This is a genomic window from Mycobacteroides sp. H003 (genome assembly GCF_001440135.1).
Lineage (GTDB): Bacteria > Actinomycetota > Actinomycetes > Mycobacteriales > Mycobacteriaceae > Mycobacterium > Mycobacterium gwanakae.
The window spans coordinates 363,704-389,305 of record NZ_LJYL01000010.1 but is presented as its reverse complement, the minus strand read 5'-3'; the positions used below and the strand labels follow the sequence as shown (position 1 = coordinate 389,305).

General features: G+C 63.2%; 28 protein-coding genes and 1 pseudogene. 5 read left to right on the top strand and 24 right to left on the bottom strand.

Annotated features, from left to right (window positions below; translation table 11 throughout):
• Together AOT87_RS07820 and AOT87_RS07815 are read left to right on the top strand one after the other, a co-directional pair.
• A complete protein-coding gene (locus AOT87_RS07820) occupies positions 1-180 on the top strand; it encodes a hypothetical protein (protein WP_052525021.1) in 180 nt (59 codons plus the stop codon).
• A gap of 115 nt (positions 181-295) precedes the next feature.
• Complete coding sequence (locus tag AOT87_RS07815; RefSeq protein WP_052525022.1) at positions 296-1,213, top strand: hypothetical protein; 918 nt, start codon at positions 296-298, stop codon at positions 1,211-1,213.
• A 5-nt stretch (positions 1,214-1,218) separates the two neighbouring features.
• Here the strand turns inward: AOT87_RS07815 and AOT87_RS07810 are convergent, their stop codons facing one another.
• The 19 genes from AOT87_RS07810 to AOT87_RS07715 form a co-directional block, all read right to left on the bottom strand.
• On the bottom strand, positions 1,219-1,506 hold the full coding sequence (locus AOT87_RS07810) for a DUF4926 domain-containing protein (protein ID WP_052525024.1): 288 nt from the start codon (positions 1,504-1,506) through the stop codon (positions 1,219-1,221).
• Positions 1,493-1,954, bottom strand: a complete 462-nt coding sequence (locus AOT87_RS07805) for a hypothetical protein (protein ID WP_234801072.1) — start codon at positions 1,952-1,954, stop codon at positions 1,493-1,495. The genes AOT87_RS07810 and AOT87_RS07805 overlap by 14 nt, the downstream gene beginning before the upstream one ends.
• 494 nt (positions 1,955-2,448) lie before the next feature.
• Positions 2,449-2,760 carry a hypothetical protein gene (locus AOT87_RS07800; RefSeq protein ID WP_005100747.1) on the bottom strand — a complete coding sequence of 104 codons (312 nt, stop codon included), beginning with the start codon at positions 2,758-2,760 and terminating at the stop codon, positions 2,449-2,451.
• A complete protein-coding gene (locus AOT87_RS07795; RefSeq protein ID WP_057969907.1) occupies positions 2,757-3,287 on the bottom strand; it encodes a TIGR04338 family metallohydrolase in 531 nt (176 codons plus the stop codon). Before AOT87_RS07795 ends, AOT87_RS07800 begins: the two co-directional genes overlap by 4 nt.
• A 1-nt stretch (position 3,288) precedes the next feature.
• On the bottom strand, positions 3,289-4,119 hold the full coding sequence (locus tag AOT87_RS07790) for a DUF2786 domain-containing protein (RefSeq protein WP_052539022.1): 831 nt from the start codon (positions 4,117-4,119) through the stop codon (positions 3,289-3,291).
• Positions 4,120-4,141: 22 nt separating this feature from the next.
• Complete coding sequence (locus AOT87_RS07785) at positions 4,142-4,483, bottom strand: hypothetical protein (protein ID WP_057969908.1); 342 nt, start codon at positions 4,481-4,483, stop codon at positions 4,142-4,144.
• 111 nt (positions 4,484-4,594) lie between these two features.
• Positions 4,595-5,227 (bottom strand): molecular chaperone DnaJ, encoded by a 633-nt coding sequence (locus AOT87_RS29250; RefSeq protein WP_236738170.1) that lies wholly within the window; start codon positions 5,225-5,227, stop codon positions 4,595-4,597.
• Positions 5,224-6,066 carry a hypothetical protein gene (locus AOT87_RS07775; protein WP_057969909.1) on the bottom strand — a complete coding sequence of 281 codons (843 nt, stop codon included), beginning with the start codon at positions 6,064-6,066 and terminating at the stop codon, positions 5,224-5,226. The genes AOT87_RS29250 and AOT87_RS07775 overlap by 4 nt, the downstream gene beginning before the upstream one ends.
• A gap of 55 nt (positions 6,067-6,121) precedes the next feature.
• Positions 6,122-7,075 carry a DNA-binding protein WhiA gene (gene whiA, locus AOT87_RS07770; protein WP_057969910.1) on the bottom strand — a complete coding sequence of 318 codons (954 nt, stop codon included), beginning with the start codon at positions 7,073-7,075 and terminating at the stop codon, positions 6,122-6,124.
• Between the two features lie 9 nt (positions 7,076-7,084).
• Positions 7,085-7,381: a hypothetical protein gene (locus AOT87_RS07765; protein ID WP_057969911.1), complete on the bottom strand. Its 297-nt coding sequence runs from the start codon at positions 7,379-7,381 to the stop codon at positions 7,085-7,087.
• Positions 7,378-7,827, bottom strand: a complete 450-nt coding sequence (locus AOT87_RS07760) for a hypothetical protein (RefSeq protein ID WP_057969912.1) — start codon at positions 7,825-7,827, stop codon at positions 7,378-7,380. The genes AOT87_RS07765 and AOT87_RS07760 overlap by 4 nt, the downstream gene beginning before the upstream one ends.
• 642 nt (positions 7,828-8,469) lie before the next feature.
• Positions 8,470-8,688 (bottom strand): hypothetical protein, encoded by a 219-nt coding sequence (locus AOT87_RS07750; RefSeq protein WP_237085101.1) that lies wholly within the window; start codon positions 8,686-8,688, stop codon positions 8,470-8,472.
• Between the two features lie 40 nt (positions 8,689-8,728).
• A complete protein-coding gene (locus AOT87_RS07745) occupies positions 8,729-8,971 on the bottom strand; it encodes a hypothetical protein (protein ID WP_049233034.1) in 243 nt (80 codons plus the stop codon).
• 3 nt (positions 8,972-8,974) lie between these two features.
• Positions 8,975-9,970 (bottom strand): DNA-binding protein WhiA, encoded by a 996-nt coding sequence (gene whiA / locus AOT87_RS07740; protein WP_057969914.1) that lies wholly within the window; start codon positions 9,968-9,970, stop codon positions 8,975-8,977.
• A gap of 32 nt (positions 9,971-10,002) precedes the next feature.
• On the bottom strand, positions 10,003-11,976 hold the full coding sequence (locus AOT87_RS07735; RefSeq protein WP_057969915.1) for a DEAD/DEAH box helicase: 1,974 nt from the start codon (positions 11,974-11,976) through the stop codon (positions 10,003-10,005).
• On the bottom strand, positions 11,973-12,743 hold the full coding sequence (locus AOT87_RS07730; RefSeq protein ID WP_057969916.1) for a hypothetical protein: 771 nt from the start codon (positions 12,741-12,743) through the stop codon (positions 11,973-11,975). The genes AOT87_RS07735 and AOT87_RS07730 overlap by 4 nt, the downstream gene beginning before the upstream one ends.
• Positions 12,740-13,537, bottom strand: coding sequence for a hypothetical protein (locus AOT87_RS07725; protein ID WP_057969917.1), 798 nt, complete (start codon positions 13,535-13,537; stop codon positions 12,740-12,742). The genes AOT87_RS07730 and AOT87_RS07725 overlap by 4 nt, the downstream gene beginning before the upstream one ends.
• Positions 13,534-14,688 carry an E3 binding domain-containing protein gene (locus tag AOT87_RS07720; protein ID WP_057969918.1) on the bottom strand — a complete coding sequence of 385 codons (1,155 nt, stop codon included), beginning with the start codon at positions 14,686-14,688 and terminating at the stop codon, positions 13,534-13,536. Before AOT87_RS07720 ends, AOT87_RS07725 begins: the two co-directional genes overlap by 4 nt.
• 41 nt (positions 14,689-14,729) lie before the next feature.
• Positions 14,730-15,053, bottom strand: coding sequence for a hypothetical protein (locus tag AOT87_RS07715; RefSeq protein WP_005102454.1), 324 nt, complete (start codon positions 15,051-15,053; stop codon positions 14,730-14,732).
• Between the two features lie 1,160 nt (positions 15,054-16,213).
• On the opposite strand from AOT87_RS07715, the gene AOT87_RS07710 reads away from it, so the two are divergent.
• From AOT87_RS07710 to AOT87_RS07700, 3 genes and pseudogenes are all read left to right on the top strand, one after another.
• Complete coding sequence (locus tag AOT87_RS07710; protein ID WP_057969922.1) at positions 16,214-18,997, top strand: DNA polymerase; 2,784 nt, start codon at positions 16,214-16,216, stop codon at positions 18,995-18,997.
• Between the two features lie 65 nt (positions 18,998-19,062).
• Positions 19,063-19,206 (top strand): annotated as a pseudogene (locus AOT87_RS29245) (PPE domain-containing protein); the annotation flags it as partial.
• A 165-nt stretch (positions 19,207-19,371) separates the two neighbouring features.
• Positions 19,372-20,163, top strand: a complete 792-nt coding sequence (locus AOT87_RS07700) for a hypothetical protein (protein WP_057969955.1) — start codon at positions 19,372-19,374, stop codon at positions 20,161-20,163.
• A gap of 80 nt (positions 20,164-20,243) precedes the next feature.
• Here AOT87_RS07700 and AOT87_RS07695 read toward each other — a convergent pair whose 3' ends face one another.
• From AOT87_RS07695 to AOT87_RS07675, 5 genes are all read right to left on the bottom strand, one after another.
• Positions 20,244-20,543 (bottom strand): hypothetical protein, encoded by a 300-nt coding sequence (locus AOT87_RS07695; protein ID WP_005102806.1) that lies wholly within the window; start codon positions 20,541-20,543, stop codon positions 20,244-20,246.
• 38 nt (positions 20,544-20,581) lie between these two features.
• The gene (locus AOT87_RS07690) at positions 20,582-20,890 is read right to left on the bottom strand and encodes a hypothetical protein (RefSeq protein ID WP_005102726.1); all 309 of its coding nucleotides are present in this window, start codon (positions 20,888-20,890) and stop codon (positions 20,582-20,584) included.
• Positions 20,891-20,953: 63 nt separating this feature from the next.
• Positions 20,954-22,324: a hypothetical protein gene (locus AOT87_RS07685; RefSeq protein WP_057969924.1), complete on the bottom strand. Its 1,371-nt coding sequence runs from the start codon at positions 22,322-22,324 to the stop codon at positions 20,954-20,956.
• A 47-nt stretch (positions 22,325-22,371) separates the two neighbouring features.
• The gene (locus AOT87_RS07680; RefSeq protein ID WP_057969925.1) at positions 22,372-24,609 is read right to left on the bottom strand and encodes a hypothetical protein; all 2,238 of its coding nucleotides are present in this window, start codon (positions 24,607-24,609) and stop codon (positions 22,372-22,374) included.
• 36 nt (positions 24,610-24,645) lie between these two features.
• On the bottom strand, positions 24,646-25,473 hold the full coding sequence (locus AOT87_RS07675; protein ID WP_057969926.1) for a transglycosylase SLT domain-containing protein: 828 nt from the start codon (positions 25,471-25,473) through the stop codon (positions 24,646-24,648).
• Positions 25,474-25,602: the final 129 nt, after the last annotated feature.

The following is a 25,602-nucleotide window of genomic DNA, read 5'->3' as shown; positions in this document are numbered from 1 at the left end:
GTGAGTGCCAAGGACGCACATTGGCTGGAGGCGCAAATGCTCGCGTCAGCTCGGCGCCTTGCCGCGCGCGATCCACGCCTGCTGTCGCCGGTTGGCCGCAGCCTCCGCGACGACGCGATCGCGCTGCTTGCGCGTTGTGAGGGGCGTGACGGCCGGCACCTCCGACTGGTCACCGACTAGCGGAAGACCGGGCGCTGAGTGGCCCTGTTCTGCGTCGTGAAGGCGAGGATAGGATCAGCGCGAGCGGTTTGGGGCGGATATTAGGGGCCATTCCCAATGCGTAGAGGGGGAGTGCATGATCAGGACGGTGTTTGGAGGTGCGGCAGCTGCGCTGCTGGCCGCCGCTCTGGTGGGGAGCGTGCCGCTGTGGCGAACCCCCGGACAGCTACCCGATACACCGTTGGACTGGCGGGCGAATCTGGCAGATTTCCAATTCCGGTGGACAGCCGAGCCGGGGATAGACCTTGCGTCCGGGCCCGCGGTGCCGTTACGTGCGTATGTGGAGTCCTGGCGCGTTGTGCTGATGGAGTCGAACATGGGTGCGGCATACCCGGGATTTGAGGCGGCAGTTCCGGAGAACCAAGAGCTCACCTACGAAAATTTCATACAGCCCCGCGAGGTCCCGCCGTACATGCTGACCAGCACACGGCCGACATTGGACGAATCCTACGGCGATATCTATCGAAGTGATCAACAGCGATACACCTCAAAACGCTTCTACGGCAATGAGTTACTTCACATCCAGTCGTTGAAGAAAGTTCCCGGAGGATGGCAGGCCTACGTGTGCGATGGGTTGTACAAGATGTTTCGTGATGACGGCGATAGATACAGCCCGGTGACGACCCTGCCCGGCTGGGAAGGACAACCCAGTGAGCCTCTCAAAGACATTCGGCTCTGGCACGTCGAGATCAGCGACGCCGAAGGGGCAGTAACGGCCCGCGATCAGGAAGGTGATGCTTCGCAGCCGGCACAAAACGTGTTCACGCCATGGCGGATCCGCGGTGCCGATCCAGACAGCGGCTGGGAATCTCACCCGGATCTGGCCGGCAGCGATCACTCGGAGAGTTTTTCGGAGTTTGGCCGCCGCCGCCAGCAGTGCAGCGACTCGATGCCCGATGGTCCCGATGCTCGAAAAGCTAAAGCGCAGTGGACAGTTACCAAGCCGAAGGCTGAGAAAGCGATTCCTGGCTGGCCCGGGCTACCCAGCATGTAGGTCCGCTACTTACGGTGCGGCTTGACGACCTCGAAGTCATCGGCAGTCAGCCAAGGCATCGCGATGGCTGCGCCTTCATCGTCAGAGAACTCGACTAGGTATCCGGTAGGTTTACCGGGCAACTCGGTAATCACGAGCACCGTTCCGATGCTCCCGGCGGGCAGAGTCACATCGCGACAATCGGCGTATGCCAGGGCTTCATCACGTTCATCTTTGGCGCGGAGCTCGCGTCGTAGTTTGACGACATCGAGTTCACTGGGAGGACCTTCGTCAGCACGATCAACAGCTCCCACTTGCCCCTTCTTCCTGGTCGTTCCAGCGCACCCATTTAGCGATCGTCTTCATGTCGTGATCGGTCATGAACGTTATCCGGCCGCGGATGGATTTCGGAGTGATCACCGTGGTTGATCCTTCGCGCCGGCGCACTACGCTTTTCGTGGTGCGGTCCACGCGGTCACTGCCGCACACAAATTCCGAATCGCAGGCGCATTGAAAGCTTGGAGTCCAGAGCAGGGGAGAGGCTTGCGGAACCAACGCCATCACAGCGTCAGATTCCCAGCCCGGCTCAATGCCCGTACCGGTGAACCCGTGACGGGGAAGTCGATACTCGCGTGGCATATCGAGCTCAGTGAGGATCGGGATGTCTGGCAGGTCACCTGCCAAGGCGTCGGTAAAGGCTCGAAGGACCGCGACACCGGGGTGCGACAGAACCAGCCAGCGCACATCGATTCCAACGCTCACCGCTTTGGAGATTAAGCTGCAGAGCTCCGGTGACCAACGCTGACTCCAAGGCTCCAGATACCGAGTTACACCCTGCGTCGCCAAGTCGATCTCACAGGAGGCCCCCGGAGCGCCTGAGCGATGCCGGCTCAACACGTCCTCAAAACCGAGAATCCAGACAGGACGGGCGGCCGTGAAAGGGACCATGCGCAGCGCTGGGAGCGTTACAGCTGGGCAGGGCCGCCCGTCAACTCCGCGGTGATCCGCCATGACCCACGCCTCGTGGTCCAGGCCGCCGTACCACGCAGTCCTCACAAGCCGGCACCATGGGCAGATCGCAGGGCCTTGCGGAGAGAGGGCCAAGTGCCAGTGGTTACCGTCTGGGCAGGGAAAGGGATACCACGGCTGCCGAATGCGACCCTGAAACTCCGCTTCCAGCTCGCGCTTGCGGGCCTCTGCGCCGGCGTCTGCGGCCTTCCGTGTTGGGAATTCGGGCTCGGCGCTGTAACGGCATGTCACGCGGCTGCCTCCTTTGGTCTGCCCCAGTAGACCAGGGTGAACGCTGTGTCGGTGCTCGGACGAGCCGCGAACCAGTGACCGTGCCATTCGCCTTCGTTGTCACACGGATCGCCGTGGCGACCGCACCATTTGATGCGCGGTTGGTAGTACAGGTGGACTTGCTCGACGATGGTCTCCTCACCGTCGCGCCGCGCGCTCCCACCGCACTCTGTCAGGTCCGCCAGTAGTTCATTCACTTCCAGACCGTGACCACGATGGATACGGCACCAGCCGAGATCGGCGCTCACGAAATCTGCGGGATACTTCACGATGCCTCCGAATTCCGAGGGGTTGAGTGGACAATGTCGTTGTCGCGGAAGATGATCCGTGCCGCTAGCGCGGCTTCGGGTGCCATCACCAGTTCCAAGAGGGTGAAGTAGGTGTCGACGAACACTGGCCCGTGAATGCAGTGACTCACATCTTTCCGGGACGGGTCGAGATGATGTGCCAGCTCATGAAGCAGCACGAGCTCACGCAGCGCCCAATGATGTTCATCGGGTATCGCGATCACAGCTCTTCGTGGCTCGTAGTGCGCGAAATGCAGACCTTTCCGACGGCGCACCCGCACCGCTTTGGCGGCTCCGAACCGTTCTTGGACCTGCGGCAGGGCCAGGACTCGGTTGGCATGCGTCTCGGCGCGCTGTAGGTCACCGAACAACGCTTCGGGCGGCAATGTGAGGGTGACGCCCCCGAGCGTGACAACGGGGTTCTGCCCTGTGCGGGCATTATCGAACAGTCGGCGCACGATGATTTCGGCGTCGTACACGGCCTGGCGTTGAAAGTCGCGTGTCGACATGTCAGGCGCTCAACGCGGCCTTGGCGTGGGCGATCTCGGTATCAGCACCTAGCTTCGCGCGCTGTCCAGCACGGTCGCCGGCGTCGCGACTGACGAAGCTCACGGTGTTGGGGCGGTATCCACGGTGTGTTCGCCGACCGGTGTTCGAGTACTTCTTGTAGTAGTCCGCCACTGCCTTGCGCTTGTCTGCCAGAACCAGCTCTGTGGATGCACCTTGTCCAGGGTCGATGGGATCGGTCGCGCGAGACTCAGCCTCGGCGTCGCGTCGGGCTTCCCAGAGCCGCCGGCCGATGCGCCGTGCAAAACCCGCTTGGAATTCCAGCCGCGCGGTGATGGTGGCCATCGGCTTGTAGCGCGTTTCCCAGACCTGGGCGCCGGTGCCACGATCGCGAACCCGAACGGAATATGGCACTTCCTCGCGCTGGTAGTTCCCGCGCGCCAGGAACGCGCGGCTAGCCGCGGCCATCTGTGGGAGCAGGCGAACGTACAGGGCCTGCACCACGTCGATGTCATCGCGGTACCCGTGGGCGTAGACCCGCGTGTTGTTGTGTGCCACGGCTACGCGCACATCGTTGGCCGCGGCGATCTCCAAGAACAGCTCGATGAGTGTGGTCAAGCCTCGCTGGCGGCGCTCTCCTATGACAATCTCCCGCTGCTCCGGCGTCGTCGATTCCTTGGACCGAGTGTGTGCCCGTGCTTTGGCCAGGTCGATCGATTCGAGCGTGGCGATGCGCTGTGCGGCCTTGAGGAACGCGTCGGCCTCGTGCTCGTTGTCGGTGTTGTCCGCTTTATTCAGCAGCGCGGCGATGCGCGCAATGGTCTTGTCACTCAAGGTGGTTCATAGTCCTTTCAGTTCACTGCGCCGGTGCCTGCGCTTCCGGATGACCTTCTGGCCAGCCGTAGAGGACCTCTCCACCGTGCTCAGCGGCATACTGGTCCATTCGTTCGCGTGAGATTTCTGGGCCGCCGGCGATGACCTGGTCGTCTTTCCAGACATGCCAGCTGGTGGCGAAGTCGGTGCAGGGCACGACAATCGACGGTGCCCGTTTGACGATTTCGCCGTTCTCACAACGGATCCGATAAGACACGTTGCCTAGTAGGTTCTCGTCCGGACCACTCACGATCACGCCAAGCCAAAGTGGTTGTCCGTAGATGACGACTTCAGTACCAGCGGGTAGTGCCTCTTTGTCGCTCAAGGCTGCTCGAGTCCTTTCGATGTGATTGGCGATAACGAGGGGTCGACGGCGGGTAAGTATCAGCAGGTATCGGGCGGGTGGTGGGACACAGGTGCAGGCTGTCGCTGCTGTTTACGTCAGCCGTCCAGCGCGGCGAAGAACATCGCCTGCTGCTTCGACGAGGTCCCATCTCGCGCGGTCTCCGTCGTTGCGGTCGGGATGCGAGTTGCCCCGTGCTGCGCGATAGGCCTTGTCGAGCGCTGAATCCTGATCACCAGCTGCCAGGCGGATGATCTGCTCTGCGTCATCAGCGGTCGCAACCACGCCGGACTGTCCCGCTGACGGAAGCTGTTTCCACCCGGTGTACTGCTCGCTTCCCGGGGTGATCCCGTATCGGTCGAGACGACGCAATCCGTTGAGTCCGAGCGTGATGGCACGCAAATTGTCCTGCCACGTATTGAATTTCGCCGCGGGGTACGACAGCGGGCCGACGCGGGATTCGATATGCAAGATCACGCCAGGGTGCTGCACCCGCGCATCGGCTCGTGGCAGGCCGTCGAGCCGGAAATCGCGCTCTCGGAGGGCGACCTCGAGTACGGACGGGGCGTTCGAGCCGTCCGATCCGAGGAACGATAACTCACGGTCGAGCTCTTCGAGTGTCGTCCGCAGTGGCGCCGAGAAAGGGGAGCGGATGTGCAGGCTTGGAAACGTTCCGGGCCAATTCTCTAAGGGGCGCAGTTTCATTCGATCGGGATAGTAGCTCATGCTATGGCGGCCTCTCGCATGTTGGTGGCGCATTCATTGGCGGCCTCGGCTCGGCGCTTGATCTCAGCTTCGATGAGTGGCATGAGGTCGCGTGCGACCGAGACGCTGAGTGTTAAGGAGCTCGAATACTGACGGGTCGAGTACAGAGCGGCAAGTATCTCCGCATCAAGGGTGGTGATGGCGCTGTTGTTTTCGCGGATCTGAGCAGCAACGAACAGCAGCAACTGTTGGTCGATCTTGAGTCTCACCGCCTTCCGTGGGTCCCGTTGTGCGGGTGTGTCGACCGTGCCAACGAAGGCACCTGGGGTGGGTCGAAAATCGGCGAGCGCCCACAATCCTTCGTCGTCAGGTGTAGCCGCGTGCTCGGCGTTTTCGCCAGTACCGGTGCAACGCCTGCGAGTGTCCCCGTAGCGCAGCGCCTTGTCGGTGCCGCAGATGTGCTTCGCGGTATTCGAATGGCGAGTGATCATCACCATGTGAATGACGGTCTCGGTGTCCAACGCCCACAACGCCCCATGATCCGGCGCTTCGCTCCAGTAGCTCAGTCCAAGTGCGGCGCAGGCAGCGATGTTCTCGCGGATGCGGGTAGGCACGGCTTTCACCGCGGGTGTGGTCCTGGGGCGAATCCAGAGACCGAACCCCTTACGGGACTTTCCACGACCTTTGCGCCAGGTCAGATCTGAGCTCTGTGCGATGACCGCCGAGTATGGTTCTTGGGGGTCACGCTCGATCGACGGGTAGAACCGGGTCGGGCTTCCCGCGAATCTTGCGGAGACGCTGTCAGCGACAGCCTGAGCTGCCGGTGTCAACGGCCCGAGTCGAGGGGTGAATGCTGGCATAACGAGCCCTTCCATATTCTCTAAAATAGAGAATATCACTAGTGATGGTTGCGGTCTATCGAGCGGCGGCACTGTCGGAATCTGCTGCCGAGTCCCTCGCGCGCTCTTCTGCGCGCTGCAGCAGGCGCCAGATTCGGCCGGCGTAGGCGTCCTTGGTGATCGGTGGATCGGCGTTGGCTGCAAGCTCGCTCATTCGGGCTTCCGGGTTCTCCAGGCGTAGTCGCGCCGCCTCTGCCAGCTGTGGTGGCACGTCATCGCCGAGGATTCGGAGCGCACGCCCCACTGATTCGGCTTGGTCGTGTGCCGCCTGGATGAACCTGGAGCTGTTGGCAGCCTCGAGGTTCTCGACGCGCATCGATTCGCGGTGCGTGCTCATGAGGGTGTGCGCAGCTTCAGGTGCTCCCACGGCTATGAGGAATCTCCCCATCTCCGGGGTCTTGCGAATCTCGAATACGTCGACAGATACTCCGTCGCGGGTGTATTCGCGCATCTGACTCTGTACTCCGTGGCGGCGGGCGAACCCACCGAGTGCCATCGCCGCTGGGGCAGTCGGGCACACAACCTCGAGGCGAGGTCGGCGGAGCTCGTGGGTGATGATCTGTCCGCGTGCCAAGAACGCACCGCGAAGTGCGGCTGCCGCGTCAGCGCGTGTGCCGGCGACCACCGTCGGCGCCATCCCTACCACCGGTCGACCCGACGGGCTGAGCAGGCCCACCTGCACCGCTAGGTTGTGGGCGCGATGTATCTGGCGCACCTTGAAGGTTCCCGCCGAGAGCTCGAACGCGCGCGGCGCCGCGTCGAAGAGCTTGGTGATCTCGTCGCGCAAGAACACCGCGGCTTCGAGCGTATCGAGCTCGACGTCGATCCAGCAGCGGCGGCCCTCACTGAAAAACCCGCCGCCGAAGCGCAGCATCGCTGAGACCTGCGCACGTCTGGTCGAAGGCTTGTCGCAGGGAGACGGAAGTACCCGATTCAGTTCGTATTTGACCTGTTGCGTCAGTGGATTCACCGGATACTCCTATCCCTGATCAGTGGTGTGGCTGGGAACGTCGACGAGAACCGGCACGTATGGGAGGGGCAGACCGGCGAGGTACTGCCGAAACTCCAAGACAGCAGCGCGGTCCTCCGGCGTCAGCGAAGTCCCCGGTGCCGTCTTCGCGCAGACCACGGCTGCCGCGGCGTAACTCGGGTCGGCCTGCGCGGGGTCGGACGTCCACCCCCACTGGTCGAAGTCAAATCCCTTGGGGCGCACTGGCCGGTACCAGGTGTTTCCGTTGGCGTCGGTGCGCGCTGGGTACTGCTGGGCGATGCTCATGTCAGCTGACTCCGCCAACGCCACCCGTCGAACCACCCGCGGCAGTCGTTGCACTCCACCCCGCACCGCATATTGACCATCCACAGATGCGTGCAGGTTGGGTCGGCGTCGCGCAGTTGTTGCTGATTCTCGCCAGGGCCGTGGCGCCTCGAAGCGAATACCGTACCGCCGTAGTTTCGAAGACTTTCCTTCAGAGGAGGGAAGCCGGGCCCGAGTTTGGGCGGCAACGGAAGCCAGATCGGAGCCAAACCCATACTTTTGGCCCAATCGATGATGTTCTCTGTCGCCCAGCGTTCGCGCATCTGATGGAGATTCAAGCTGGCGTTCCACTCCGGGATATGCCCGGCGATCACGTCGAGTTCGAGTTGCCATTGGTAAGCCCGCAGGAACGCGGCCCTTGCGTAGGCCATGCGAGCTGAATCATGCGGTGCCATGGCGATGTTCATTGGAAGTCACCCCCGTCGCTGCCCATGCCGCCAACGCCCAGGCAAGGTTCGTCGCCGCTGGTGTGGGCTGCCATCACCCAGAACTTCCCGCCGTACCAGGCCTCCGCGCGACGTCGGCACCACGAGCAGGTGGCAAAGCCCTGCGGGTAGTGCGAAAGGTGCCAGTGCCCCGCGTCGTCGGGGCACTTGTATGGGTGGAGCGTCTGGAAAGTGCGGCCCGCGGATTCCACTGTCGCGCGGATATCCTGTGCGCCTGCCTGGGCGAGTTCGCTTGTCGGAAACAGGCGCTTCGTCGCGTATCGGCAGCTCATCGAGTCTCGCCCTTCGCGCATTCGGGGTAGTGCTGATCGTGCGTGCACGCCTCGTATTCCTCCCGACTGACCTCGCGCCAGCCGATCTCTTTCCCGTTGTCCAATCTCAGGCGCCAAGATTCCGAGTGGGGGATCCACTGTGGCGGCGTGCCGGGATATGTGTTGCAGCGTGGCGGGCTCCCACTGCATGTCGTTGATCCCGGGGTGCCCGGCACGTACTGGGTCCACGCGGGGCTGTACTCGGTGTCTACGACCTTTCCTTCAGCTGGTCCATTCCCGCAGGCGGTGAGCACGAGTGCCAGTGCGGCCGCAATGGGCCATCTTCGTGGACTCATCGATTCACCACCTCGGCGATAAGGTCGTCGATCCATGGCTCCCGAGGGTCACGATCGCGATCCCATTCCCACGTATCGAGCCAGCCGAAATGCGGTGTTCCGTTGAACAGTCGATTGCCGGAAATGCTGACGATCACGACTTCTGCGTCCTGATCGCGCTGAACGTTCACCGTGTGCGGCCGAAACAAGGTCTTTGGCGCATGCCGCGGGCTCATATCAGGCAACTTGAAAGGTGGAATGTTGTGGGATTCCCAGTCACTCAACATGCTTAGTCTCCTGTGCTTTCTCGGTTGGGGGCTGGTCGAACGTCCACAGCTCGATCCGGCCGTGCTGCCAGAACAACTCACCGGCATTGCCCGCCCAGTTGAGGTCCATCTCCCAGGCGAGCTCAATCCAGATGGGAGTGTCCAGGGCTTGGCGAATGTCGCTACACCGATGTTCTTGGCAGTCCACGTGATTGCGGCCATCAGGGCAGGTGCACACATCGGTGGTATCCATGGATTACGCACCTGCCAGGAGTCGGACGGCCCCACCGTCGGGGCGCTCTGAATCGAGCTCGTCCTGCTCTTCTCCGGCGGCGCGGCGGTCGGCCATGATGAGCAACCGCCGCAACCGGCCTGCGACAGCGTCTTTGGTGATGGGCGGCTGGGCGAGCTGCCCAAGCTCTTCCAGAGATGCCTCGCGGTGATCCAGGCGAAGCTGTCCGGTGTGCACCAGGTGCTCGGGTGCTTCTGCCCCCAAAATCGCTAGTGCCTGCTTCACCTTGGCCGCCGTGGCTGCCGCTGCTCGTGCTGATCTACGCGCGTTGGCGTCATCGAGGTTGACCAGCCGGATTGCGGTCGACTGCATTGCGCGCTGAGCGATTCGCCGCTCCCAGGAGATGCGCGACTCGTCTGCACCGATTCGGGTCAAGAGCGTTCCGATGCTGTCATGGTCGTGAATCACGACACGGTCGATGCCACGAGCCGTGCGCACCATCGACTGAACACCCAGCCGGCGCGCGCAGCTGGTCAGCGCGAATGCCACTTCGGGGTTGGGGCAGCTGATCTCCAGCGCGCTGGATCGGCTCGGTCCGATCAATGATCCAGCGACCATGAAGGCGCCGCGCCAGGCTGCGGCGACCTCGCCCGGTGATCCGCCGACCACCATCGCGGGTAGCCCGGTGACGGGCCGGCCGCGCAGGTCGATGAGACCAGTCTGTAGGGCGAGATCACGCCCACCTTCGCTCACGCGCACCGTGTAACGGGCACCACGGCGCAATCCGGTTTCGCTGTTCACGATCACTACTGCTTTGTGGCCATACAGCGCTGCGATTTCCCGGCGCAGGTACCGCGCGACGGCACCGGTGCCGACCTCGATGTGCACCGTCAGCCCGGTACGGGAGACACGAAGCTCACCAGCGAGTCGGACGATAGCTGCGACCTGAACACGCCTGCACCCCTGGTGTATTGATGTGGCGCGACTCAACTCGTCACGCACTTCCTGCGTCATCGACATCGGTCCTCCTCCTGCGTTTCGTGGTCGGTCTGTCAAGCTGCGGTTTCAACGGCGCCGGGGCGCTGGAAGGCCGGGAGCCACTTCTCGGCTTGGGCGAGTGCGATCAGGTCGCTAAGGTCACGGCGGTCGAGCTGGCCGGCGTCGGGGACTCCCAATTGCGACGCGAAGTCGATCTGCGCATCGGAGGACCTTGCGCGGGGGAGATCACGCATGTGATCGGGAAAGATATTCTGCGCCAGCGCGTCTGCCTCTGCCAGGCTCAGCCCTTGCAGGTAGCACCTGGGACCCGGTTCGGTCCACTGCCCATCGAGGCCGACCCAGAACATGCGGTGCACCGTGCTGTCGAAGAATCCGAAGGCCCAATCACGGCCCGCGACGGTCCCCGCGACACCACGCATATCGGCGAGCATCAGTACGCCTTTGTGGCCGTTGGCGCGGTACACCGAGCGCACGAGGCCGCGAGGGTGGTGTACCCAGCGGATGGTGGAGGTGCGCTGCGACCAGCTGGAGTCGCCTCGCCGCTGTTTTCCGGCGGCTAGGACGTCGCCGGTAACCGGATCGAAAGTCCGCAGCGGATCTACCCGGTGCAGGTCGCATTCACAACCGCAACGGCACAGTCCGAAGGTCAGCGTGCATGTGCATGTGCAGGGGACACTGGACACGGGGTCGCTGGCTGGGCCTGACTCAGACGACTCGTTCGCACACGTGCAGTTGCATTCACAACCTATTCCGGTGCAGGAGAAGTCGCACTCGTCACTTGTGCAGGGCTGCTGGCAGAAGCAACCGAACCCGTCTTCGTCGCTCTCCGGCTTCTCGCGGTGTTCGGGGTCCAGGCGGGTCTTGACGATCAGCCCGAGGGATCCGGCGCCCACGAGGTCCACGACGAGAGCGGTGTCTTTGACGGTTCCGTCTTCGAAGGTGTGTGGTCGCAGAGCGCGCCCTACACATTGGACAAGCCTGGACTGGCTGCGCGTCGGTCTGGCCAGCACGACCGCTTCGCAGCGAGGGAAGTCTGCTCCCTCGGTGAGCACGTCGACCGTCACCAGCACCTGGGTGCTCCCGTGTCGGAATCGGTTGTAAATGCCGTTACGGACGCGGGTTTTGGTCTCTCCGACAACCACTTCGGCGGAAACACCCTGTTCGACAAGGGACTTGGCTAGTTGCTCGCAGTGCAACAACGAAGCGCCAAAGACGATGGATGAGCGGCCCTCGGTGCGCGTCAACACCGCCTCGACAGTGGCGTTTAGCGTGGTCTCCCGCATCATCGCCTCTTCAGCGACCTCGTCGGAGATGTCTCCGCCACTACCGGAGGACAGCTTCGAGACATCAAGTTCCGGGAGTTCAACGGTCACGCCTTCTGGCGCGATCAAGAAGCCGTTTTCGATGGCCCAGTTGATGTCCCGCTCGAAAACCACTTCTTCCCAGATGGTCCTCAAGGCGGGCTCGTCCCTGCTCGGGGCGTGACGGATCATCGTCGCGGTGAATCCGGCGCGGCGCGCGCCCAGAGCAGTGAAGTGGTCGAGCACCTTGCGGTAGGTCCGGGCGGGCGCGTGGTGGGCCTCGTCGACGATGACGAGGTCGCGGTGCCCGATTCTGGCTAGGGCTGTCTCAGTCTGTAGTGATTGCACTGTGGCCGAGACAATCTGAGCAGTCGGGTCATCGCGATTGTCTCCTCCGATCAGCGAGGGGACGGGGCCGGCCGGGTTCACCGCTGAGACGGCAATGGCCATCTGCTTGATCAATTCGTCGCGGTGTGCCATCAGCAGCACCCGGCCGCTGTTGGTCACCTCACGGCGCGCCAGCTCTGCGATGACGGTCGTTTTTCCCGTCCCGGTCGGCAGCACGACCGCCGGTCCCACGACGCCACGGTTGTAGGCAGCGCATACCGCATCGGCGGCTTCGATCTGAAACTCGCGCAGTGCACGTGGCTCGTTGGTTGCAGGGGCTGCGACAGGGAAAGCCATCTGCTCTTGATCTGCGGCGGGAGCCAAGTCGGTGACTGTCATGCGGCGCCTCGCTGTTCGGCGATCGCGGCGCCGAGCGTGAGAACGAAGTCACCGCCAGTGACGTACAGCCCGTCAGCTGCGGCCACCGTGATTGCGCGGCAAGGCTGATCGGGAACCTGCTCGAACGAAACGATTTCGCGGCGCAGTTCATCGTCGCGCCCCCACAACGGCACGAGGCTGTATCCGGCTCCGTGCCGAACCCATGTGGGCAGTCCGCCCAGTGAACGGATCAGAGAGCCAGCGGCGGCCAGCGCCATGGAGGGAGCCGACGCTCCGATGCTGGACCGCGTGCCCAGTACACCGGCGAGCGTTTCGCGCCGCTGTGAGACGTCCGCGGTGAGGTACCGCCAAAGAAGGCCTGCGTCAGTAGCCTCGCCGCTGCGCAGTTCGGACCCGAAGGTTAGGGGGTCGACCGGGAGACCAGCGGCCTCCGGGAACGCAACGGCTGCCGCAGTCGGGATCGTCCAACGCGGTGCACCTCCCGGCAGCACCAGATTGGCGCAGATATCAGCGGTGCGATAGATGCCGATCGCGCCGGTGGCGCCGTCACGAGCCTGCCACAGAGTTTGCGCGGCTACGTCGGTCTTGGCGCCGTCATCGAAATGCAGACGCGCCATCGAAACGGATCCGATGTCGTTGACGGCAAGAACCGGTATCGGGGTTCCATCGGAACCAAACACCGTGTCGCCGTGGACGAGATCGTCCAGGCGGCGGAATCCGTCAGGGGTCGGTATCGCCGTGTCGAGCGGCTGTGCGTGAGTGTTCACAGAACCGGGGCAGGCAGGTGATCAAGCCAGACCGGTGGCTTGCCGACGGCGACCATTGCGGTTGCGGTGGCCAGACGCACGGCTACCGCGCTGCGAAGCATCGGATTGGCCGTACCGCGCACAGTGCTCGTGAATGGGCAAGTCACCATAGCGAGGTGGTACGCCGCCAGTGCTTCGCGCGTGTGCACGGTCAGCACCTTGCTGTGTTGGTATTTCTGCGTGAGATGGTGCAGCAGTGCGAAATCAGCAGCCTCGATACGCAGGCATGTGAGCATCACTGGACCCCAGTGGGGGCCGTAGATGTCTTTCAGGGATGTAGCACTGACTACCAATCGCTTCAGCCGCGAGATGATTTTGGTGTCCGTGCACTCCTGGCTGTGGTTCCACTCTTCGTCGGCATTGGTGCGCGCGAGAATTTCCAGCAGCGTGGTTCCCAGTGTCAGGTTGCGCGAGGAACCAAGAACCGAGCACCGCAGGCACGCGGCACCCTGCTGCGGGTGTTCGTGTGCTTGCGCGAGCTCAGTGATGTTGTCAGCCTGGATATTGGCGGCTGTTCGCTTGGCCAACGCGTTCGTGTAATCCACGATCAGCTGCATGTCCATGACAGTCTCGGTGACTTTCTCAGCAGCAGCGCCCGACTCTTCGGAATCGTGCGAGACCAGGGGAGCAACACGTACAGGGATCAGGCCATCGCTGCGGCCAGATACCGGGCGAGGCAACAGGATCGGCTGCGCACCGGGTGCTTGCGCACCCAGTGCCCGGCTGTCGAGGATGTCTGAAGGTACAGCGGTCACAAGCTGACCGCCGTCGTCGCGGCCACGGTGACCACAAGTGCAGGACCTTCGACGGTGAGCTCGACGAACGCCGACAGCACGTTCAGAGCGGGCAGGACATCGCGAGCAAGCGCTACCAAGTCGGTTCCGGCATCGAACGCGAATTTGTTCCCGGCGCTCAGGTCGATCGGCACGCGCAGATTGAGTCCGCCACTGACCACCTGGGACGGGGATGAGTCAACGGGTGCTGCCGGTGTAAGAGCCGAAGGTGCGGGCTCCTCTGTGGCGCTCGGGGCGGCGACGATCGGCGCCGAGAAAGCAGGTGCGGGAGCCGGTTCCACCGGTGTGGTGGTGGGCTCAACGATAACCGGCGCCACCGAGGCGGGGGAGGGCGCAGGAACCACCGGAGGCGCAACAGGCTCGGCTACCGGCGCTGCGGCGACTTCGGGCTCTGCGACAGGGGCCTCGGAGCTAAGTGCCGCAGCTGCTGCGACGATCGCTTCGAGATCCTTGCGGGTGATACGCCCGCGACTGCCGGTTCCTGTCACGGTCGATAGGTCGATGTTGTGCCGGGCTGCGAATGCCCGCACGCTGTCCGACACAGGCACCGAGACAGCTTGCGCAGCTACCGATTCGACACTCGGTGCTGCGACAACCGGTGCAACCACTGGTGCCACATCAACGGCGCCAACGACCGTGCCCTGGGCATAGACCGGTTCAGGCGCCGGGGCGGGTTCTGCGGTCTGTGCCGGTTGAGCAGCCGCAGCTGGTGCAGAGATCAGGGCCACCGGAGGGGCGACAGATGGCGCGACCGGAGGCGGTGTGACCGGAGCGATTCCGGCGATCGGGGAAGTCGAGGGTGCCGGCTCGACGGCAGCCACGGTCACTGGAGTGACGGCGGGAGCGGCTGGCGCAGGTACGGGGACCGGCTCAGACGAAGTAACCGGGGCATCTAGAACGGCTGTGGGAGCCGGAACAATCGGCGCCGCGGTGTTCAAGGGTACGACCGGCGCAACGGGTGCAACCGGGCTGACCGTTGGTGTGGCCGGAGCTGCCGGCGGTGCAACGGGCGCAACGGGAGCGGCCACCGGAGCGACAACAGGCGGTGCGACAGCGGCGGCGGGCGGGTGTGTGATGTCACTGAGTGCGGGAACGGCTACTGGTGCAGACATGGTGGATATCTCCTTGGGTGGTGGGTGAGTGGAAACGGGCCTCAGGTGTAGCTGAGGTTCAGCGTTGGCGCGGCGACGGAAACCAGCTCGGCGTACACATCGGGGTAGCGCTCCTCGAACAGGTCGTACTTGACCGAGCGCGCCCCTGCCTTCTGAGTGACCGTGAATCCGTCGTAGACGCCAGGGGTGTTGGCCACGGCGGTGAGCAGCGCGACGCGGACCGCCTTCAATGCCTTCGCGCACCGGCTGTTGACGGAGCTCAGAATTTGGCCCTGTCGCGTCGCCGTGGCTGCGCGCATGGACACCTGCAGGACCAGGTGTGCGAGTTCGGCAGCGGGGTCAGCCGACGCCTCGATGAACGCCACGATTTCGTCTGTCGACAGAGTCGATGTGGCACCAGTCGGGGCAGGTGCTTGTGGTGCGAGCAGGCCCGCAGGGGCAACCCCGTGTAGAGGCGGAGCCGTGGGTACTAACGGCGGTGAAGCGGTCATGAGTGCGGTCCCCTTGAAGTGGTCGGTCCGAGTGACGAGGATGTCCGGCATCCGGAGGAGATGAATCGAATTTGCGAATCATCCACGTTTCCATCACCGGCAATTGCCGTCGTCTCGGTGAGCGTAATGCCGGTTGTGATGCCTACGCAACACCTCTTCTGTTTCTGCGTGTCGTTGTACGCCTGGGGTCTGACAAGTGGGCGCCATCCAGCTCTCAATCAGGGGAAATGTGTGGGGAAGTCGGTGGGGAGTGAATGGGCGGCGCGTGGCTAGTTGCCGGTTGTTGCCTGTCACGTCCCCAGGGCATTGTGCGAAAGTAAGTTTCGGCAGGTTGGTCGACGGGTTCCCGTCAAACTCGCGCCAGGCCTCAACTATGTCTGGCTGCCCGGCATCGACTCACAGCCCACCCGCCAGCCCCGGCTCTCCGCGGCTGGCGTGAATCTGTTCGTCGTGGTGTGTAACTTTCCCTGTTGACCTGCGGTTTCTGTCAACATGGCGTGTACTTGTTGGCCTACCTGCGTGTTTGCGTTGATGCCTTGTAGGTGGGGGGTGCCTCGGAGACGCCCTCGGCGTGCACATGTACACACGCGTTCTGGCCGGCTTTGCCTCACGTAACGGGTAAAACAAATAATTAGCTAAACTAATTACATATATCTACCTGGGGTTTCTTTATAGACCTACCGTGTGGGCAATTTTATGAAGCCAGAGCCGCGCCGAGGCACCCCCCACTTACAAGGCATCTCCGTAAAACCGCTGGTAGGCCGAGAAGTGCACGCCTTGTTGACCATTTACGCAGGTCAACGCGGCGAGAAACCGTGCACACCGAAACGATCGCACCACGAAAAGGTGTGCACATCGCAGAGGCGGAAATGTGCAGCAGTGGCGAGCGGCGGCCGGTGTCGGCGAGATCAGCAGTGGCGGGTATTTCGATGTAGAGATCAGGCGAATGGGCGATATGCCTATTTCGATGCCGCCTATCGGCGTGTCGGCGAATAGATGGCAATGATGTCGGCATCGGATGCTTGACTGGCCGCGTGTCCGATGAGCCCAACGTGCCAGTGGTCGATCTGCCGCGTGTCAACGCGGTCGAGTTCCAGTTCTATGACCACACGGTCGGGGCGCATCTAGTTACCGCTGACAAACAGATGGCGAGGTGGATCGACGAGCTTCGGTCGGCGCCGCCAGCCGCGGTGGCCGTCGATATCGAGACCCATGGTCTTGACGTCAACAAGTTCACCATCACGTGTGTCACCGTGGCCTTCGAACTCGGTCAAGACATGGTGGCGCTGTTGTTCGATCCTCTGCGCCGCGCTGAACACCGCGGAATGCTGGCCCGGGTCTTCGATCACGCGGACCGCTTGGTCTTCCACGGCGCCAGCTTCGACATCGCTCCGCTGTACGCCCACAGGCTCATGGCGAAGGCGCATATTCGCAAGCTCGGCGACACGCTGGTCGCCGCGCGGATGGTGGGGACCAACGCCAAGGCCGGCCGCACACTCGAAGACCTCGCGAACGTGTTCCGCGTGATGGACGACGATCGCACGTCGATGACCGAAGTGTTCTCCGCTCGAGGACTTAAGAAGGACGACGGTTGGCGGGGAACTGATATCGACACTCCGACCTATGTAGTGGGTGCGTTGTCCGACACCGTCGCGACAAAGCGCCTTTGGGGTGTCCCCGGCGTTAACGGACACGGCATCATGGCCAAGGCCGCTCGCTACCTGACGGCCCCGTCAGCGGGTTACGGCGGCCATGGTGTTCTCACAGCCACTGACGCTGAAGCACTCGTTGAGGACATCCAGCGCGTCAACGCGATAGTGCTGGAGCGGACGGCACGCGGATACGCGGTCGACAAAGAGTTCCCCCAGCGTTTTCTGGAAGAGACTGCTGAGCAGACGCGGGCCGCCGCAACGACTCTCGCCGAGGCGGGGATCCGCCCGGGCAATGCCTCTGACCTGGTCAACACCCTCGATGCCCGCGGTCTGCTGCACCAGCAATGGCCACGTACCGACACAGGCCGCCTGAAAGCCGATAAGAAGGCCTTGGAGGTCTTCACCGGTGAGCACATCAGTGACGCACTGAAGAACCCGCTGGTGATGGCGCACCGTGCTGTTTTCGACAACGAGAAGGACCGCGGTTACGTCGAGAAGGTAGTCGAAAATGCAGGCCCCACAGGGCGCCTACATCCAGAAATCAAGATCTTGGGCGCCAGCGCCACCGGCCGCATGTGCCTGCCCGAGAATCAGCGGCTGCTGACCCGCCGGGGCATCGTGTCTGTGAACCAGATCCGGACCGGCGATCGCACCCTGGATGCAGACGGGCGCTGGACGACGGTGCGGGCGGTGCACCGATACAGCGATGCGCCGCTTCGCCGTTACACACTCGATGACGGAATCGAACTGATTTGCACACCCGAGCACCGCTGGGTTACCGAGAACACCGCCGGTAAGCGCAAGGTTCAGCCTCTTGACCGTGCCCGGCAATCCGACCATCTGCGTCTCACGCCGCCTATTACTCCCGGGGTCTGCGGAGGCGGGAACTCCATGACCGCCCCGCAGCACGACGCGTACACCATCGGGCGTGTCACTGTTCAGCTTGCGCGACAACGCACCGGCGAGTTGTCCGATGCTCTGCGCGGTCCAGCCGAGACGCGGCGCGCGACGGTGACTAGCCTGCGTGAGCGCTGGCAGACCGAAGGTGAAACCTGCTGGGTACCCGAACATGCGCCACGAGACACCGCGCTGCACTCGGTGTGCGACAAGTCTCTCGATGAGCTTTGGAACATGCTGGAGGGTGCGAGCCACTACGCGACAAACGCCAGTCACGCTGGTGTCACCGTGCTGCCGACACCCAATAGACGCTACGCCGAGGCTTTCGCGCTGGCGGGATATCGTCTCGGTCTGCGATCCCTGATCTTCGACGCGCCTGCAGGGGCCGCCGTCGTGCTACATCGAGGGCGCTCCAGCCTGGCCAACATGGTTGTGAGTGATGCCGGAGAAGGCGATGTGTGGTGTGTGACAACTGATTCGGGCACATTCACCGCATGGGGCGAACATGGCCCGTACCTGACGGGCAACAGTGCGAGCAAGCCGGAAATTCAACAGTTTCCCAAACGGGCACGTGGAGTCATCGTCGCTGATTCGGGTGCCGAGGGCTGGATTTCGGCGGACTGGAAATCGATCGAACCCGTGGTGCTGGCGACTGCGGCCGGAGACAGGCAGTTCATCGCTGACATGCGCGCCGGCATGGATCCGTACGAGCCGGTGGGGCAAGCAGCCGGTATTGACCGCAAGCTTGCCAAGCGAAAGATGCTTGCGGACATGTACGGGCAGGGGCTCAAAGCCGCTTCGCTGCAATATGGTTGGTCATTGGATCAAGCTCGGTTCGTTCAGAACACGATCCGCGGATCGCTGCCGATTCTGTACAAGCTGATCGACGCACTCAAGGCGCAGTCGCAACGATTCGGGCACGTGACCACGCTTACTGGCAGGGTGGTCGATCAGAAGTTCAGCTTCTACGAGGGCGGACGTCTGGTGAGCGATGTGGCACAACGCATTGCGCCCAATCACTTCTGCCAAGGCTCGGCGCTGGACATCATGCACTACGCGATTCTCGAATTGGATCGCCGCGGGCTATCTGATCACGTCCACCTATGGATGCACGACGAGATCGTGGCGGACAAGGAGATCGCCGAGGAGTTGGCGGAAGTCATGGCCACGCCGCCCCCGTTCCTTGAAGCGGTGGCGCAGTACCACGGTATCGAGGCGTTCTTGGCCGTTGACGTCAATGAGATGGGCAGCCGATGGGAGTACGTGTGAGTAAAGAGAATTCGTACGCGCGGCTGCACGGGGCACTCGAACGCGGAGGACACCATGGGGCATCCGCGACCATGCCGACGCTGGCGGAGTTGGCCACCAACCACGTCGCGCATGGCGTCTTGGTCGGCACGAACTTCTTTGGGATCAACACCGTCCCCATTGCGCTCAACGAGTCCGACTACGTGCGTATGTGGGTACGGGCCGCGGCCAGGAACCGAGAGCGCACTGTCAGCGACACGACGCATCACGAGCAGTGGATAGAGGAGACGTCATGAGTGGCAGCTACGCACGCGTCATCAGCTGGTGTGACGAAGATACGCCTGGACTTCCGCGCTATATCGAACCCGTCCCCTCCAATCAGCAGGGAGGCAATGATGCTCGGATCTGACCCGATCGCAGCGCTACTCGGCGCCGGGCTCGACGCGCGTTCACCGCAGGTGGTGTGGAAGGGATACCTGCGCAAGCTCGCAGCCGCGGGTTGTGCAGTGACCATGCTCGGTCCGGACGTCGTAGTTCCCGACGGTCTTGATGACGAAACTCTGACTGTGCTGGCGGAACTGACTCAGCGCTTCCCTTCGCAGGCTGCGATGCCGGAGGAGTCCACTGGCAAGCTCTCGGGCCAAGGCCAGGTGGATAGAACCGGCGAGCAGATCAACGCACGTGTGACCACCTACTACCGGCACATCACCAAAATCGTTGGAGCTCAGCGCGCGCCAGCCTTGCTTGATGCTGGAGTGATTACGCCAAGCGCCGGGATCTACATACCGTTTTCGCACATGGTCGCCGTCGCCGTTCCCGACGGGACCGCGCTGGCGCATTGGCGTAGGTGGGCGGCCGAAACAAGCGGTGACCGCTTCGAGCTTCACACCGCGCCAACGCTACTGGTGCCCGGGCTGCCCGGTGGTGGTGTGTACCTGTTCACCACACCGGACACCGGTGCTGATCACCAGCACCCCGCCGCCATCGGATACGCACCGGTTACCGGACTGAACTTAGCGATCGGGGACAGCATCGTCAGCGCCGGCCAGGTGACGGTGCCGATCCCTCCTACGCGGATGGGCGGAGCGCCGGTGATGCGCCTGGGCCCATGCCGGAAGCTGCCAGCCTGGCTGGACGCAGCACTCCGGGAACACGGCTCCCAGAGCGTGCCGCTGTCGGCCGCGTGAAGTCATTTTGTTTCATCAAAGCAGAAGGCCCCGCCACCATTTCGGTGAGCGGGGCCTTCTTGTTGCGCCGGAAATCCGGCTTACTGCCCGGTCATCTTGCCGCCGGCGACGCTGTGGTCGTAACCGATCGTCTCGTTGATGGCGCCCTGTGTCGAGGTCCGGCAATGCTCGACGACACTGTGAACGCTGGTGATCGCCGAGTTCTGCTCACGCGAGAAGTCGGTGGCGGTGTCCATGCCGACGCCCTTAACGGAGCCAGCAAGCTGCTGGTATGCCTGAAGCTGCCGGCCCGCGGCTTCGTCGAGGATCTTCAGATCCGTGTCGAGCTTGTGGACGTCGCCCTGGGCTCCGGGGATGTCGAGGTGAAGTTGCTTGGTCATGGTTTAGGTCCTTTCCTGAGTCGGTTGTCCGAGGCCGATTACGCTCGCTGCACCGCTTGGGCGCCGCTGGCCTGGCGCTCCAGCTGGACCCGGATCACTTCACGCGTGCCGGCTACAGCGGCGTCCGCCCGGTTAAGGACCTTCAGCAGCTGGGGGCTGGACTCACTCTCAAACTTGCCCTGGAACGCGTCCATGGTGTCCGAGATGTAGCTGTGGGCCTGCAGATCGCCAATGGTGTTGCCGATCCGTCCCAGTGCCTGGCGCATAGTGTCGGTCTCGTTCTGCAGGTTGTCGCAGATCTTGAGTGCGTCTTCGGGAGCGATCGCAACGCTGCCGCTTGTACCCATGTTTTCTCCGATGGTCGTAGCCGATGGGTGATTCCAAGGCAGATGGTAGCGCAAAAATCCGCGCTAAGCCCCTCTGAAGGCATTGCTGAGCGCGTCGATGCCGTTTTTGATGCCGTCTATGTTGCCGGATTTGAACGTGATGCGTTTGAACATGCCCGAGCCGCTTGGGTATGAGGCGATAATTCCCCGGCCCCGCATGAAGGCCAAGGCCAGAGCGCCGGGCTCGCCTCGTGACACATCGACATCATTCGTGCTGACCGTCACCGTCGCCAGCGCGTGGGTTGTGCACCCCGCGATTTCCGCAATTGCTGCCTGAGCTCCTGCGGGCGTCTTGGCTGCTTTCAGTACGTTGCGGGCTGCCTTGCGCGCACGCTCACGTACCGCATCAGCTTCGGCACGAATCTTCTCATCAGCGTCCGGCTCGGGTTCGCTGTCGAAGAGTTTCGAGGCATCCGAGTCCGAGTGGAGTTGATCGACCACAGCCCCCGGCAGGACGATCGGGGTCTTGAGCGGATAGGCTGGCCATTGGCCTTCAGGGTCCAAGAGGTCAAGAACAGCAGCCGCGGCGTCGGCGCTGGCTCCATCGCGGCGCAGTCGGCGGCTGAACACCACGGTGGTGTTGTTGATCAGCGCTGAGACCACTTCGCGCTTGCCCACGCCGATCACGAAAGTCACACGGGGGACATCACGTACCGCGGCCTGAACGCCGTACGGCTTCAATTCGGCAGGAACCTCTACAGGCGCCCGTCGCTGTGCGTAAAGAAGCACCGTGCAGTACACAGTCAGTTCGGCGTGACCTGTCACTGCGTCGAACATCTGCTTGGCCTCGTCGGTCAAGTGGCCGTGTTCGTCGAGGGCCTGCCACGCCGTGAGGTCGTGACTAATCTGCGCCTCTGAGGTGGATAGATGCGGAAAAGTCGGCCCCAACTCGATCGGGATCTGGCGCACCATCGACTTGGCAGCCAGCCAATGCCAGTGGGAGACCGTGAAGTACGGTGACGTCTCGGTCACCGGTGTGACGGTGTTGTCAGCAGTGAGCCAGCTGTTGATGCTGCGATAGGGCGCGTCAGCTGGGGCCTTGTCACGTCCCGGAACCAGCGCACGCATCGCAGCGCGCATGGCGTCGGAGACTTTGATGGTGCCGTCAGGGTTCATGCGAATATCGGCCCCGGCAGACTCGGCGATCGGCGCCATCTCTGGATAGGCGGTCAAGGCCGCCTGGATGCGCGCTTGAACCGTGTCTTTGGGCCTATCCGCCTCGGTGGGCCGAGCCTGGCCGTCTTCGTTTGTGTCCTGGGCAGATTCACCACGACTGTCTCCGAACTCCGACAGCGGTGGATCTTGCTGTGCTAGCGCATCTGACGTGGGTGGCTGTTCGTCGGTTGTGGTGCTCAGTCCAGATTCGAGGATCGCCTGAAGTTGCTCATTGATCACGGGGCGCAGGGTGCCCGGACACGGGCCGAATTATGGCCAGAGGCGCGTCATCCCAATGCGTGCCCTTGGTAGTTCACCTGTTGGGGCATCGGGCCCGTGGGTGCTACCTCTGGTGCGGCTGCCGGCGGTGCGGGTGGTGCAGAGGGTTGCACCGGCGGAGGCGGGGGAGGAGTGGGCGCGACTTGTGGTGGTGCTGCCGCCGCGGGCTTGGCCGGTGTTGCGGCGGGCGCCGGCGCCGCGTTCGGTACGGCCGGCGCGGGATTCGGCGGAAGCGGTGTCATGTCCCTAGCCGCAGAGTCAGACGGAGCAGGTGCCGGATTGGCCACCGGTGCTTCGCCCTTGGCGTCTGGCAGCGGTGCATCATCGGGGAGATCCGGAAGCGGGATCTCGGAGATGAAACCGTTGTCGCCGAGCACCTCTGCGAGGTCCTCGATCAATCCAGTCGAAGTCATCACCAGCCCCTCACCGAGGTACATTCCGGACTGATAGGCACCGATCACCGCGTCACCCACGTGAACGTCTTCGGGGTCGATGGGATCGCCCAGGGAGGTCAGATCCATCCCGGAGGCCTTCGCAGCATCGAGCACCGAACAAGGCTTGTCTGCGGTGGCGTCGGCCATGTTCAGCATCATCTCGCCCAGGCGGGGGTCCGGGATGTTCTTCACCTGCACGTTGTGTCCGTTGGCCGGAACGGCGAGATCGAACGGCTTGATCGACTTCTTGGACAGGGGGACAGCGTCTTTGTCGACTTTCCCCGTGTGTTCCTTGTCCACTGGCTTCCCGGTGGCATCGAGCTGGTGCGGACGCGCGTCACTGCCCGGCATGCCCACAGACTTCGGCGTGGCCGGCCCGGGCGGGCTGAATGTCGCTGTGGTCGCCGCTGAGCGATCCTTGCCCGCGGCCTTGGCCGCCGCGGTGTCCAGACCGGTGTGGCGCTGGTTGTCCGGAGCTGCGCTTTTCAATGACTTGAGCAGCTCTTCGGGAACCTTCCCTGCCTGTTGTGCGGCTTGTTGGGCAGCCTGATTGAGGGGTTGAGCGGCTTGTTGAGCGGCTTGTTGAGCGGGCGCGATAGCGCCCGGAAGCTGTTGACCGAGTCCTCCGGTGCCCAGTGCAGAGAGCAGTTTGGACAGATCGGAAGTGGCGCCCTTGCCCGCTCCGGCTGGAGTCGAAGCCCCGGGCCGACCGCCAGGTGCGGCGACAGAGGATCCGGGGCGACCAGCCTGCGTAGTCCCATGCGCGGTGCCATTGTCTGCGCCGGTCGCTCCAGCACTAATCAGCTCCGGTGCCACGGCTGCCGGGACGGTGATCTGTTTGGCGATGGCAGCGATTGCGGCGCCGTGGCGTGTCACTTCGTCGGTCTTGCTCAGCGTGGTCGCGGCGGGGGCGATCTTCACGAACTCGCCGCGTGAGCTGTAGGCGGTGACGTCTGCCTTGTCCACTGCTTCGTCGGTGACATGGATGCCCTGAGGGAGGCTCACGTTCATCTTCGCGCGTGCCACCTCTCTGGCGGTGTCGGCGATGTCTTTTCGTTTCGCCAGCTCCTCGCCGCGCAGCTGCTGAAAACTGTCGTTTGCCGCGATCCCGTAGCGCGCAATCTGATTGTGCAGATCGCTCGACGACTCGGCGTCGGTGGCCAACGTGGTGAGCGAAGCTCGGATCTTCACCAGCTGCTGTTCGATCAGTTGCTCACCCGAACCCTCGAATGCCTTCAGCAGAGTATCGATTGCGATGCGCCATTGCGGGATCAGGTTCTTGGCCAGATCGTACGTTGCGCCCAGAGGGGAGATGTTCGTGCCAGAGCCGGGGAAACGCGCGCCGTCCGGAAACCAGGCTTGAGCCGGGTCGACGACAAACCAGGACTGATTGAGTGCCTCGATACCTGCGTCGAGCGCGTTGAGCGCGGTGTTGTCGCTCGGATCCAATGCGGGGAGAACTGCGTTGCCCTGGAGCCATTTACGTTCACCGTCCGGTGGTCCCGACAGCAGCGTCGAGATTGCCGGTGTGGTCCCAGCTGGCGCCGGCGAACTCGAGTCTGGTGGCGTGCGGTCAGTGTGGGATCCCGCGTCCTTGAGCCGCGCGACCAGTATGGCCGGATCCAGGCGCTTGCCAGCGACGAGCTCGGAACTGAGTTCGGGTGCGAGGTCCCGCTTCCAGGCGCCCGCACCGTACTTCGCATCGACAGCGTCTTCGATTTGCCTGAGGCACACCGGCGCCCACAGTCTGCCGGTTGGTTGGGTCAGGACTGCGTTGTAGCGGTCGATCGCTTGCTCGATGGGGTCGGTCATATGCGCTCCACTCGTGGCAGGGACTGGGCCAGAAACTCAGTAACCGACGCCGTGGCCGACGCCGCGCGCCATGAAGGTGACCAAACCGGTGCCGGTGTGCAGATCAACGTGGTAGCGCACGGCGATGTAGCGCCATGCCGCGGCGATATTGGCCACCGGGTCGTAGATGAACGTGGAGGTGCCCGGGGCATGATTGGCTGCGAAAGTCCCTGGGACAGTCTGCATAAGGCCGCGCGAGCTTCCAGCTGGTGCGCCGTCAGGCTGCCGGGCGCCCCAGGCATTGGAATCTCCGCGGTTCACGGCGTTGGTTGCGCCACCGGATTCCCCGCCCATGATCGTGCGTGTGGCGGTGTCGAATTGCCCAAATAGCCGTGGGTTTACGCCGGCGGCCTGCAACCCAGCCGAGATGTCCGCATCGGTGACATGGGGGACAGGGTGTGCGGTGTAGATGATCTTGGACTTATCGATCGCGGCTGCCTCGGTGACAGGCCTGGTCGAAGCAACCGGCACGAGCACCAGGGGACGTGACGGAGCAGCGCCGGGTATCGGTTCCTCTACCGTGATCGGTTCTTCGTCGCGTGCTGCATCGTCGACTGGCGGTGCTTCGTCGATAGGTTCGGCGGCGGCCTCTTCGTCTGTCGCCTCGATGACCGGCTCAGGCGCAGGCTCTTCGTCGACGAGATGGTGCTCGACAATCGGTTCGGTTGCCGGTTCGGTTCCGCAATCCGGCATATCGCAGGTGATTGTCGCCACATCCGAAGTCGGATCCGATGCGGGGTCAGCATGCGCGACGCCGCCTCCGATCGCAGCGATTGCCGCCGCGGCTACTATCGCCGACAGAACTGGACGCTTACCTGTGGACATAAGTCGGTCTCCTGAAAGATCTCGGTCGAGATGACGCGATATTGCGGCGGAGAATAGGGCCTGCAGACCAGGCGCCCGGGCTGCGGCGCGTGCGCCCCGGGGAGTTCTGTTACCGCGTGTGATGCCAGC